This window comes from Streptococcus mitis (assembly GCF_000722765.2).
Taxonomy (GTDB): Bacteria; Bacillota; Bacilli; order Lactobacillales; family Streptococcaceae; genus Streptococcus; species Streptococcus mitis_AQ.
The window spans coordinates 1,147,345-1,161,025 of sequence record NZ_CP028415.1; the positions used below are offsets into that span (position 1 = coordinate 1,147,345).

Sequence of the window (13,681 nt, forward strand, 5' to 3'; positions counted from 1 at the left end):
TGATAAAATGGGAGTATCGCAAAAAATGACTCATCGTATTCAATTTTGAGTAAAACTAGGAGGATCCCATGTCAACAGAACATATGGAAGAACTAAATGACCAACAGATCGTTCGCCGTGAAAAAATGGCTGCGCTCCGTGAACAAGGAATCGATCCTTTCGGAAAACGCTTTGAACGTACTGCAAATTCACAAGAATTAAAAGATAAATTTGCTGACCTCGATAAAGAACAATTACACGATAAAAACGAAACAGCTACTATCGCAGGACGCTTGGTAACCAAACGTGGGAAAGGTAAAGTTGGTTTTGCCCACCTTCAAGACCGCGAAGGTCAAATCCAGATCTACGTTCGTAAGGATGCTGTCGGTGAAGAAAACTACGAAATCTTCAAAAAAGCAGACCTTGGTGATTTTCTTGGTGTCGAAGGTGAAGTGATGCGTACTGATATGGGAGAACTCTCTATCAAGGCGACTCACATTACACACTTGTCTAAGGCCCTTCGTCCTCTTCCTGAGAAATTCCACGGTTTGACAGACGTTGAAACAATTTACCGTAAACGTTACCTTGACTTGATTTCTAACCGTGAAAGCTTTGAGCGCTTTGTCACTCGTTCAAAAATCATCTCTGAAATCCGTCGTTACCTTGACCAAAAAGGTTTCCTTGAAGTGGAAACACCTGTTCTTCATAACGAAGCCGGTGGTGCTGCTGCCCGTCCATTTATCACCCACCACAATGCCCAAAACATTGATATGGTTCTTCGTATCGCGACTGAGCTTCACTTGAAACGCCTTATCGTCGGTGGTATGGAACGCGTCTATGAAATCGGACGTATCTTCCGTAACGAAGGAATGGATGCTACTCATAACCCTGAATTTACTTCTATCGAAGTTTACCAAGCTTATGCAGACTTCCAAGACATCATGGACTTGACGGAAGGCATTATCCAACATGCTGCTAAATCAGTTAAAGGCGATGGTCCAGTTAACTATCAAGGTACTGAAATCAAGATTAACGAGCCATTTAAACGTGTTCATATGGTGGATGCTATCAAAGAAATTACTGGTGTCGATTTCTGGCAAGACATGACTTTCGAGGAAGCCAAAGCTATCGCTGCTGAGAAGAAAGTTCCAGTTGAAAAACACTATACTGAAGTTGGTCACATTATCAATGCCTTCTTTGAAGAGTTTGTTGAAGAAACTTTGATCCAACCAACCTTTGTTTATGGACATCCAGTAGCTGTATCTCCACTTGCTAAGAAAAATCCTGAAGACCAACGCTTTACTGACCGTTTCGAGCTCTTCATCATGACTAAGGAGTACGGTAATGCCTTTACTGAGTTGAACGACCCAATCGACCAACTTAGCCGTTTCGAAGCCCAAGCCAAAGCCAAAGAACTTGGTGATGATGAAGCAACAGGTATCGACTATGACTACATCGAGGCCCTTGAATACGGTATGCCACCAACAGGTGGTTTGGGAATCGGTATCGACCGTCTCTGCATGCTCCTCACTGACACAACCACTATCCGTGATGTATTGCTCTTCCCAACAATGAAATAATACTCTTATCCTCTGGTTCTTGCCAGAGGATATTTTCATATCCAAAAGAAATAGACTGAAGTTTTCACCTCAGTCTATTTTTTTATCGAACTTTAGAAAGGAAGTTTCTTTCTTAGTCTTCTTTTTTCTTACGAGCTACAAGTCCGAACGCACCCAACATTCCAAGAAGTCCAAGACTAGATAAAATGTTCTTATCGTCTGTACCAGTATTTGGTAATTCCTTCTTATCATTGGCTACGGTTGTTTCAACGGCTACTTGTTTAGAATCTGTAGAACTTGTCTGAACTGGAGTAGCTACTGGTTTTTCTGGACTTGTAGGAGTCTCTGGAGAGCTTGGTTGCTCAGAACGGGTTGTTGTAACTACTTTCTTATAGGTATGAATCACATTGCCATTTTTATCTGTCTTAGTGCCTGTATATTCATAACCTTCTAAAGTCTTAGGTCCATGGCTGCCATTTTCTTCTGGAGAAATTTCTTTACCATCACCATCTTGGTAACGTGTTACGATATGAGTTGTTGAACTACCATTATTACCGTGACTATTACCATGATTAGATTTAGGAGTTACTTTCACAGGAACTTCTACTGTCACTTTACGTCCATCCGGTAATTCAATCTCAACCGTTACAGATGGTTTATCTCCTGGTGTATTGGTTTTTGGAATTTCTCCAACTTTAGTAATTTTCCAACCTTCAGGAAGATCTACATGTTTTTTCACTTCATCTTCAGTAATCGGTGTTCCAACTTCCACTACAATAGGAGTTACTGTCGGTGTTACGATGATTGGTACCTCTACTTCAACAATTTCTCCAGTTGGAACTTTAATCTTCACTTTAACGCTTGGTTTCACTCCAGCAGGAATTGTTGTTGGGATTTCTCCTACTTCAATAATTTCCCATCCTGGTTCTTTTGGAAGATCGATATGCCCTTTCACATCGTCTGGTGTGATTGGAGTTCCTTGTGGTACAACAATTTGTCTTACGGTTGGCGTAACGATGACTGGTACATCGACAGTAATCTTACGACCATCTGGTAATTCAATCTCTACTGGAACGACTGGTTTTGTTCCTGGTGTGGTTGTTGTTGGAATTTCTCCTATTTTTGTTACCTTCCATCCATTTGGTAATTCAATATGTTTCTGAACATCTTCTGGCGTAACTGGTGTTCCTACTGGAACTACTACAGGTGTTACTTTCGGTGTTACGATTACTGGAATGTTCATCGTTACGCGAATTCCATTTGGTAATTCAATCACTACTGGGATACTTGGTCTTTCACCTGGAATATCTGTTGTAGGTTTATCACCAATATTGATAACTTTTACTCCTTTTGGAATGTGTTTTTCAACATCCTCAGCGGTAATTGGATCTCCTTGTTTTTTAACAATATCTTCAATAGGTGTGACATTTACTGGAATTTCTACAGTCACAACTTTACCGTTTGGTAATGTAATCGTTACTTTTACAGGATCCTTCTTACCAGGTGTTGTTAAGTCTGGAATGTTTTCTACCTTACTTGTTGCTCCTTCTGGTACTTTGATTTGTTTTAAAATATCCTCTGGAGTCAATTTAGCTGTTGTGACTGGTGTTTCAATTGGTGTAATTGGTGTTACATTCACTGGTACGTCTACTGTCACTACTTTGCCATTTGGTAATTCCACAGTTACTTTTACAGGATCTTTCTTACCTGGCGTTGTTAAGTCTGGAATGTTTTCTACCTTACTTGTTGCTCCTTCTGGTACTTTGATTTGTTTCAAGATATCTTCTGGAGTCAATTTATCTTTCGTTACTGGTGTTTCGATTTCCTTAACTGGTGTGACTGTTACTGGTACGTCTACTGTCACTACTTTGCCATTTGGTAATGTAATCGTTACTTTTACAGGATCCTTCTTACCAGGCGTTGTTAAGTCTGGAATGTTTTCTACCTTACTTGTTGCTCCTTCTGGTACTTTGATTTGTTTCAAGATATCTTCTGGAGTCAATTTATCTTTCGTTACTGGTGTCTCGATTTCCTTAACTGGTGTTACTGTTACTGGTACGTCTACTGTCACTACTTTACCATTTGGTAATGTTACTGTTACCTTCACTGGATCTTTCTTACCTGGCGTTGTTAAGTCTGGAAGATCTCCTACCTTAGTAGTTGCTCCTTCTGGTACTTTGATTTGTTTTAAAATATCCTCTGGAGTCAATTTAGCTGTTGTGACTGGTGTTTCGATTTCCTTAATTGGTGTTACATTTACCGGCACTTCTACTGTAATCACTTTTCCATTTGGTAATGTAATCGTTACTTTTACAGGATTCTTCTTACCAGGCGTTGTTAAGTCTGGAATATTTTCAACCTTAGTAACCTTACCACCTTCTGTAATCGTAATTCCTTTAGTGTAATCATCCGGTGTTAATGGTGTTGTGGTTACTGGTGTTTCAATTTCCTTAACTGGAGTAACAGTTACTGGAATATCTACTGTAATCACTTTGCCATTTGGCAATTCAATCGTTACCTTAACTGGATCTTTCTTACCTGGCGTTGTTAAGTCTGGAATGTTTGCAACATTCGTTACTTTACCGCCTTCTGGAATCTTAATTCCTTTTGTGTAATCGTCCGGTGTTAATGGTGTGGTTGTAACTGGTGTTTCGATTTCCTTAACTGGTGTCACTGTTACCGGAACATCCACAGTATAAGATTTACCATTTGGTAATGTGATTGTTACTTTTACAGGAGTTTTTTCACCTGGTGTTGTTAAATCTGGAAGATCGCCGACCTTAACAGTTGCTCCTTCTGGAATCTTCATTCCTTTTGTATAATCATCTTTAGTTAAAGGAGTGTTTGTTACTGGCGTTTCAATCGGTGTTGGTTTTGATTCCACAACTTTAATAGTTGCTGGAACTTCTACTAATACATTACCATTTTTATCTTTTACAACTACAGTAACTGGTTTATCCCCTGGTGTTGTTCCATCATATGGAGTTGTTTGTCCTTCTGGAACCTTGTATTCGAATGTTGAACCTTCTGGATAGTCACTTGGTGTGATACTATCTTCAGGTTTTGGTTTATTCTCCCCTTCAGCATTTACCGGAATTTGTTGTTCTTTACCTTGAACAACTTTGATTTTCGCAGGTACTTCTACAAGTTTATCTCCATCTGGATCTTTCACTACTACAGTTACATCTTTTTCTCCCGGTGTTGTTCCATCATATGGAGTTGTTTGTCCTTCTGGAGTCTTGTACTCAAATGTTGATCCTTCTGGATAATCATCTGGAGTGATACTATCTTGTGGTTTTGCTTTCTTATCGTTTTCAGCATTCACTGGAACATATTGTGTCTTAGATTCTACAACAACAATTTTCGCTGGAATTTCTGTAATTGGTTGTCCGTTTAACTTCGCTACAACTGTTACATCTTTTTCGCCCGGAGTTGTTGTATCTACTGGAGTATTATCTTTATATTCAAATGTTGTTCCAGTTGGGAAATCATTTGGATTAATGTTTTCTTTTGGTTCTGGCTGTTTCTTAGCTGGATCTACTGGTACATATTTAGGATAACTTTCTACTACTCGTACTGTTGCTGGAACTTCTGCAATTGGATTACCATTTTTATCTAGTACTTCAACAATAACATCTTTATCTCCAGGTGTTGTTACATCGATTGGAGTTGTTTGTCCTTCTGGAGTTTTATATCTAAATGTAGCTCCTTCTGGATAATCTGTTTTATCAATACTCTTCTCTGGATCTGGTAAAACATCATTATTTTCTTTTACAGGTACGATTTGTGGAACACCTTCAACTACTGTTACTGGTACTTTAACTGTTGTAGTTTTTTCTTGACCATCTACAGTATATTTAACGGTTACATCAACTTCAATATCTTCTGTTAAGTCTGGAACTGTTACTGGAACTGTTTCATCAACAGTAACTGTTGCTCCTTGAGGTAATTTACCTTTGAATGTTGCTTCTTCTATTGCTTTTTTCGCTTTTGCAAGGACTTTTTCTTTAGCTTTATCCTTATCACTATTTTTAGCAACTAGAACTTCTTCAGCTTCTGGTTTTGGTAATACTGTTACTGGAACACTTACTGTTTCTGTTAATTTGCCACTATCATATGTTACTGGTACGTCTACTTTAACATCAGTCGCTCCTGCTTTACCTGCTGTTTCTGGTAATGTTGTTGGTTCACCTTTTGTACCATCTGTTCCTGGTGTTACTGCACCTTTAGCTGCATCAACAGTTACTTCATCACCTTCGAATACAACGATTTTACTTGGTGTTGAGCTTACTACTGTTACTGGTACACTAATTATGTCTTCTGCTACTACTGTACCTGTTACGTCTTTGTATTGTACTTTTACTGGTACATTATCTTTATCACCATTAGAATCTGTTGCTGGAACAGTATAATCTTGATTTGGAACTAATTCTACTGTAACTCCTGATGGTAATGTTAGTTTACCTAGTGCAGCTTGTGCTTTTTCTTTTACAGCTGTTGTTAGGTTGTCACCAGTTGTATCTTTTAATGTGATTACTTTTTCTGGTGTTGCTTTTGGTAACACTGTTACTGGTACGGTTACTGTTTCTTCACGTTTTTGATTACCTGAACCATAAGTTACAGTTACTGGCGCTGTTAATGTTTCATCTCCAACTTTTCCTGTTGTTTCAGGAATCTTAGTTTCGTCAACTGTTTTTTCATTTCCTTTAGTAGTAACAGCATCTTTTAATTTTTCTGCAGATGGCTTATCACCTTCTACAACGTACACAGGATTTGCAGTTGAGACACGTGGTTGAACTTTAACCGTAAACTCTTGCGTAATGTTGTCGTTCGTATCTTTCTTCGTATCAAATACTGGGTCTTTATCAAACGGATTGTCGATAACATCATATCCCATTGATTTCAATACGTCGATATGAGTTTGTACATCACTTTCAGGAATTGTTTCACTTGATTTTCCAGTTAGAGTTAAGGCATGATCAGTCAACTCTGTTTCTGTTTGAGTATTTGGATCAATCGAAACAAATTTAACTTTTGCTTTTTGATCATCTTTGTCATAAATAATTTTGATATTCGCTTTTGGATCCGTAATTTTTGGTGGTTTATAACCTTGTTCTGGATTGGCAGGATTTACTGGCTCTAATGGAGTACCATTACCATCTTTTGGTGTATAACCATCTTTATGAGGAATCACTTGTGTGATTTCACCAGGCTTAGTTGGATCGTTTGGATCATTTGGATATTGAATTGGATCACCATCTGTACCTGTTGTTGGATCAACTGGAATCCAACTTCCAATTTTCGTATACGTTACTTTAGCAGTCTCATCAGGGATTACTTTTGTATCTTTTGCAGGGGTTGTTGCTTCTTTCGCTGGAATTTCTTTTTTATCAGCAATATATCCTGGTAGAACATCTACTCCAACTTTATCCCATGTTTTATTTGGACTTTCCCAATCAGTATAGGTTACTTCTTTTGTGACAAGATTAACGGTAGCTTTTCTTGTAAATGGTACCGTTTGAACTGTATCATCCTTAGCTTTTTCTTCAGGTACTGTATCAGATTCTTTCTTCACATATGAAATCACACGTTTAGCAGTTGTGTTCAAATCAGATTCAGCTAATCCCTCTGGCCATTTCAATTCTGGATTTTCTCCATTAGGATCTACTGGGCTGTCTTTTTCATGAGGCGTTGATGACGGAACTTCAACGATTCTTGGTTTAACAACAATTTTGAATGTTTGAGAAGGTGCTGAGGAACCATCTGTTGGATTCACATCTTCTTGGTCGTCAAAAGTTGGATGATGATTTTCCTCTGTATGGTAACCATCACTTTCTACTTCATAACCTTGATTCTTAAGTTCTTTGATTTTGTTATCAATATCTGTACTTGCTGGTAATTCTGAACCAGATTTACCTGTTAAATCAAAGCTAGAAACCACTTCATTTGCGGCTCCATCGACTTTCTTCTCAATCACTACTTTAGCCGTTTGAGTAGAAGGTGTATATGTAATTAGTGATTCCCCAAATTTATCCGTTGGTGTAAATCCATCTGGAACTTTATAGCCTTGAGTTGGATCATTAGGATTTTTCGGTGTCAATTCTTGTCCATTATAAACTGGAGTATAACCTGGAACATATGGAATTGTTATTGTACTAAAATCACCTGGAACCGTTGGATCCGTCGGATTGTTTGGATAAGGAATTTTATCTTGAGCACCATTTGGTTTCTTACCTTCTGGATATTGAGGGCTAAATGAACCAATTTCTTTATAAAGAACTTTTGTTACTTCTGGAGTAACTGTTCCATCTTGTGCAGGAACTGGAGCTTCTTTTTCAGCTACTGTTTTATCAGTCGGGTTTACTAACAAGTAGTTGTTTACTACTGGTGATTCAACATCATTGAATTTACCTTTTATTCCATCAACTGTAGCATCTGTTAATTTGTCAGCTTCATTGTAAACTTCCCAATCAGAGTAAGTCACTTCTTTTGTTTCAGGGTTAACTGTTGCTGTACGTTTATAAGTTACTTTTTGCACCTTTTCAGCATATAAAGGAGTTGCATCACCCTTATTTGCATCTTCTTCTTTTAGATACTTAATTGTACGTGTTACTTCTTTAACTAAGTCCTCACGAGTAACTCCTGCTGGATATTTACCTAGTTTTTCATCTCCAGGTTTAACAGGTGTATCTGCAGTTTTTGGAGATACTGGAGCTGTTGTACTTGGATTTGTTGGGTCAGTTGTTACTGTTGGATCTACTGTAATTAAATCTAATACATGAACAGTTACATCGGATTCTGTTGATTTTTTACCTTCACTATCCGTTGATTGAACTTTTACAGTATAATCTCCAACTGTAGTTGTATCTAAGTTACCTGCATCACTTACTGCGATTGTTGGTTTAGTAGAATCAACACCATCACGATCATCTTCTAAGTCAGTTGCTGATGGTTTAGCTTTTTCTAAAACTTTATCATTATTCCATTTATCAGCTTCTTTTGTTTTATAAACATATAAATCTTTTTTCTCAACTGCTACTGTTGGAGCTTCGTTTAGAACATTAGCGTAAGCTGGATCTGATTCGTTACCTGCTTTATCAAGCACAGTGACTTTGATACGTTTGTCCGGATTTGTTGTCTCATTCGCTTCCGTCAAATCTGTACCTGCTGGAACTGGAACAACTAATTTACCATCACGTACTTCAACTTTTGTTGCACCATTATACCAACCATCTGCTTTCTTCGTTAAAGTAATTGGTGTTTTAGTATTTGGTAAAGTAACTTTCAATGAAGTTAATCCACCAATTGCACGTTCAATATTTTTTACTTCTGTATCAGCATTTCTATTAGTTCCATTGTTTGCATCATTAGCTGCAATGTCTTTTCTTTCTCTTGCTTCATTTGTTAATTCAGTATTTTTTTCTGTAGGAACAGAGATAAGTAGTTCTTTAACTTGGTTTGTGTCTGTTCTTTCCCCAGTGATGCTGTCAGTATGTACTGGATCAACTGTAGGTGCAACAGGTTTAATAGTATCAACATAAATTGTTTTATTGTAATAATAATCAGGATTATCTGTATTCCTTAATCCATCTACCACCGGATGATAAATACCGTTTGCATTTGATACATCTCCTGTATTTAAAATTTTATTATTCTGAGCATCATTCAAACCATTTGGCAAGAAAGTTTTAACCTTGAAAGTAGCTGTACCTCTATAATTATCTGAAGTTGTAAATGGTACTCTAAATTTACGTACACCATCATTCTGTCCATTATTAGAACCAACACCAACATATGGTGAATCACCATTGTTAGATCTTGATGTATTATATTTTATTCTTAATTTTCTGGTAGCTGGATCCCAAGCTATATTTTGCGGAGCAATAGGAGTATCTCCGAACCATACCCATCCCGTTGGGTTTTTAATGTTATTTGGAAGTTCTACTCCTTCTGGAACCTCTATCTCTGTTTCTGCTGAACCATAAAGGCGAATACCACCAACACTATTCACAGTAAATTCAAATTCACCTGTTTGTTTTGATTTATAAAGAGCATCTTCTCCGAATTTACCTTCTTTTCTATCACTCCTTACGTTTGTCGTCATTTCCGTACCAGTACCTAATGCTAGGTTAACGGCACCGACAAAATATCCGTCACTTAAAGTACTATTCGAATTCGTTAAATAAGAGTTATTAATTGCCGTACCGTCATTCAATGCTTCAATTTCAACTTTTACTCGTGTAGTTGCTTTCGGTAGTTCATAAATGGCACGGTATTCTGTCCAACCATCTCCATTACCACCACTACCAGTCGGACTGGAAATATGTTCATTTTCCATTTTTTCTCCGATTGTACGATCGTCTCTTATACTATAAATCTTTTCACCAGTAGCAGCATCGTAAACTGTAATTTTGACTTTTTCACCTGTTCCTGCTGTTCCAGCGTTTCCGTAGGCACCACCAGTAATGGCACTTAAAAGAACCCTAGAATTCCCATTAACAGGATATTCTTTAGAAATTTTTGTCCCCTTTTTCCCCAATTCTAAATAATATCCTTTTGGTAAATTATGTGTACCTACCACACCTGAATAGTTAACTCCATTTGCATAGTTTTGGTTGGCCGCATTAACACCTAATGGATTTCCTGGAACAGGAACTTCATTATCTCTTTGAGGTATTACACCATTTAAATCATATATTTTAGAAGGGGATGGATCAAATCCTGCTGGTCTATTAGAAGATACATTAGTAGGTATCTCTGGTTTAATAGCTGTAACTTTCTCCCCACCTTCAATTTTCCAGCCATTCAATGCATTATGATTATTTGCATCATCTGCTGTAATTTCTTTTTCTTTCCAATTATAAGTAAGGCTTCCTAGAATTTCTGTTTGACCACCTTGTGATGCGGTGCTTCGTGACCATTGCTTCCTTACTTCTCTATTTTTTTCTGTAGCATTACTGAAATCTATATCACCAAACTGATTTTTTGCACTCTCAAATACACCATCAGCAGGATTGTTCCCAGAACCTAATTTATTATTATTCGTTGGTCCTTCTTTTGCAGGAATTATCGGATTTACAGTAGTATCTGTTCTAAACCCACTCTCCCCTTTTCCTGGAATTTCTTTTCCATTTCTTGGATCTTGGTTTTTGTTTACTTTTTCTTCTTCAGTTGCTTCTGATTTGATACTGTTTAGAATGCTAAGGCTACTTGAAAGTTGTGTAGCAAGTGCATCCACTTTTACTTGTGTTTTTGTATCATCGTTCAAAAGCTCTTTTGCTTTATGAACCAAATTTTTAGCATCATCAATGACTGATTTTGTTTTCTTACCTTCAGTTAATTGACTCAATCTACTTTCAGCTTTAGCAACTAAATCTTCTAACGCTGCTGTATTAATAGTCACTTTTTCTGCCACTAAATTTGGAGTTTTAACTTCACTGGCTTGTTTGTCAGTAGTAGACTCTTTAACAGGAGTATTATTTTGTCCATCGGGTTCTTTAGCAGTAACAGAACCTTGTCCAGTAACTTCCTTAGAGGGTTCCGAGGACTTATCAGTTAGATTTTGAGAATTTTGAACTTCTGTATGTTCTGAATTGGTTAATTGTTCAGCCGCTTGGACGCTTCCTCCACCAAGGAAAAACAGTCCAGTAGCTACTGCTACACTAGCCGCACCAAAACTAACCTTACGAATACTGTAACGTGTGAATTTCTCCACCTGCGATTGACGAACATGTCGTCCTTTAGAATGAAACATAAATAGATTCCTCCAACATACTATGTATTGTTAATATATGATATTTTGATGTAAAAAACAACTTTAAACCACAAATAAATATAGTGATAGGTTATCTTTTTACTTAATATATTATCGAACAACAATCAATATGTCAAGTGATATCTAACTCTTATATTATAAATAAAAAGAAGAAACCGTCATTTAGATTCCTTCTTTCACTTCTTTTGTTGCCACATCTTCTCCAAACCATTTTTGGCTGATTTCTTGGAACTTTCCTTCTTGGTGTAGTGCAATAAAGGCTTGGTTTAATGCTTGTAGTAGTCTTTTGTCTGCTGGTCTAACTCCGACCGCAAAAGATTCACTTTCAAATCCTGCTGAAAAGACATTGTAGTCATTTAATATTCCTTCAGACTGGAGATAATAATTAGCATACACTCGGTCAATCAACAAGGCATCAATCCTGTCATTCTTCAAATCAATCAAGGCTTCATTGAAACTCTGGTACTGATTAGCCTTCTGATCTTTGACACGATTTTTCAGTAAATCTGGCTGTGCTTCAAAGTCTAAATAACCAGAGGAACCGGCTTGGGCTCCCAAGGTTTTATCCTTCATATCCTCTACTGAATGAATCTGCTGGCTTTTCTTGGCAACCAGAACTTGCTGATTTTCCATATATGGAATGCTAAAGGCAACCTTTTCTCGGCGTTCATCAGTGGCAGAATAGCCATTCCAGATGGCATCTATGGTTCCATTTTGCAGTTCTGTCTCCTTCATATCCCAGTCAATGGGTTGAAATTGAACCTTAAAACCTAATTTTTCAGATACAGCTTGTGCTAAGTCAATATCAAAGCCTGTATACTGTCCATTCTTTTCTTCAAATCCCATAGGTACAAAGGTATTGTCAAAACCTATAGTAATAGTCCCCTGCTCTTGATATTTATCCCAGTTATCCTGCTTTGGATCACTAGCCTTCTGAGTACAAGCTGTTAAAAAGAGGGTAAGGATAGAAACCAATACTAAAGCAATTTTCTTATTAGTCATCGGCACCTCCTACTTGGGCTCAACCTTGAGAATCTGATCTGCGATATTTTCAGCGAATTGTAAATCGTGGGTAACCACAATCTGGGTCATGCCAAGTTCCCTATTTTGCAGGATCAGTTTTTCCACTTCTAAGCGCAATTCTGGATCAAGTGCAGAAGTTGGTTCATCGTAGCCAATGATTTCTGGGTCAATCATCATAGCGCGCGCCAAGGCTACTCGCTGCTTTTGCCCACCAGATAGTGAAAATGGATAGGCATCTGCGTGCCCTGCTAGTCCTAACTGTTCCAGGAGTCCACGCGCCTTCTTCTCAGCTTCTTGCTGCTTCATTCCCATCGTTTTTACAGGAGATAAGGTCAAATTATCTAGAACTGATAAATGAGGAAACAGTTGAAAATCTTGGAATACAAATCCCAGTAAATTTCGCTTCTCTAGTTCATCCAGTTCTAAAGGTTCTCCATTATAAAAGATTTTCCCTGAATCAATGGTTTCCAGACCCGCAAGCATACGTAAGAGAGTTGTCTTACCTCCACCAGAAGGCCCAACGATAGCCAGGATTTGCTTTTCAGGAATTTTTAGACTGAAATTAGATAAAATTTGCTTTTCACCAAATCCCTTATTGATATTTCGTAATTCTAACATGGCAGCCTCCTATCTATAGTAACTGTACTTCTTCTCAACTTTTTTGGCAAGAATAGTCACAATACCAATCAAAATCAAGTAAATGGCTCCTGCCAAGAACATTGGGACCAGACTAGCATCACGGTTGGCAGCTGTTCGACTAGCCAAGATAAGGTCTGAAATGCCTAGAGCATAAACCAAAGAAGTATCCTTAACCAAACTCATAACTTCGTTAAATACACTAGGAAGAACAATCTTAGTCACTTGGGGCAAGATAATATAGCGCACTGTAGCAAAGGGACTGAACTTTAAGACCTTAGCAGCCTCATATTGACCTTTAGGAATGGTATCAATCCCACCACGAAAGATTTCAGCAAAGTAAGCCGCATAATTGAGAACAAAGGCAATGATGGCCGCAGGAAGGCGATCCAAACGAATCCCAATACTTGGTAGCACATAATAAATAAAAATCAATTGCAAAAGCAAGGGGGTTCCCCGCATGATCCAAATATAAATGTTAATCAGATGATGGAGGGGCTTCCAATGGACTTGCAAGGCAAAAGCAATCAAAACGCCCAAGGGAATAGAAAAAATCAAGACCAGTGCAAAAACCTGCAAAGTCATGCTTGCACCGCTCAATAAACTCGGTAATATCTCAAACAAATAAGACATACTGCACCTCCTAAAAATAATTGTTCCTATTATAGCATAAATAAACAAAATAACCAAGAATTTTTGTAAAAAAATT

General features: G+C 37.7%; 5 protein-coding genes. 1 reads left to right on the forward strand and 4 read right to left on the reverse strand.

The window, feature by feature from the left end; translation table 11 throughout:
* Positions 1-68 precede the first annotated feature (68 nt).
* Positions 69-1,559: a lysine--tRNA ligase gene (lysS, locus tag SK637_RS06000; protein ID WP_033676892.1), complete on the forward strand. Its 1,491-nt coding sequence runs from the start codon at positions 69-71 to the stop codon at positions 1,557-1,559.
* A gap of 112 nt (positions 1,560-1,671) precedes the next feature.
* Here the strand turns inward: lysS and SK637_RS06005 are convergent, their stop codons facing one another.
* The 4 genes from SK637_RS06005 to SK637_RS06020 all read right to left on the reverse strand — a co-directional run bounded on the left by SK637_RS06005 (position 1,672) and on the right by SK637_RS06020 (position 13,605).
* Complete coding sequence (locus SK637_RS06005) at positions 1,672-11,292, reverse strand: Rib/alpha-like domain-containing protein (RefSeq protein WP_033688955.1); 9,621 nt, start codon at positions 11,290-11,292, stop codon at positions 1,672-1,674.
* 183 nt (positions 11,293-11,475) lie between these two features.
* Positions 11,476-12,315, reverse strand: coding sequence for an amino acid ABC transporter substrate-binding protein (locus SK637_RS06010; protein ID WP_033688956.1), 840 nt, complete (start codon positions 12,313-12,315; stop codon positions 11,476-11,478).
* Positions 12,316-12,324: 9 nt separating this feature from the next.
* On the reverse strand, positions 12,325-12,954 hold the full coding sequence (locus SK637_RS06015; RefSeq protein ID WP_033688957.1) for an amino acid ABC transporter ATP-binding protein: 630 nt from the start codon (positions 12,952-12,954) through the stop codon (positions 12,325-12,327).
* 9 nt (positions 12,955-12,963) lie between these two features.
* The gene (locus SK637_RS06020) at positions 12,964-13,605 is read right to left on the reverse strand and encodes an amino acid ABC transporter permease (RefSeq protein WP_033687139.1); all 642 of its coding nucleotides are present in this window, start codon (positions 13,603-13,605) and stop codon (positions 12,964-12,966) included.
* Positions 13,606-13,681: the final 76 nt, after the last annotated feature.

Excerpts from the sequence above, each read along its gene's own strand:
- lysS (WP_033676892.1), top strand. The coding sequence starts at position 69 with ATGTCAACAGAACATATGGAAGAACTAAATGACCAACAGATCGTTCGC.
- SK637_RS06005 (WP_033688955.1), bottom strand. The coding sequence starts at position 11,292 with ATGTTTCATTCTAAAGGACGACATGTTCGTCAATCGCAGGTGGAGAAA.
- SK637_RS06010 (WP_033688956.1), bottom strand. The coding sequence starts at position 12,315 with ATGACTAATAAGAAAATTGCTTTAGTATTGGTTTCTATCCTTACCCTC.
- SK637_RS06015 (WP_033688957.1), bottom strand. The coding sequence starts at position 12,954 with ATGTTAGAATTACGAAATATCAATAAGGGATTTGGTGAAAAGCAAATT.
- SK637_RS06020 (WP_033687139.1), bottom strand. The coding sequence starts at position 13,605 with ATGTCTTATTTGTTTGAGATATTACCGAGTTTATTGAGCGGTGCAAGC.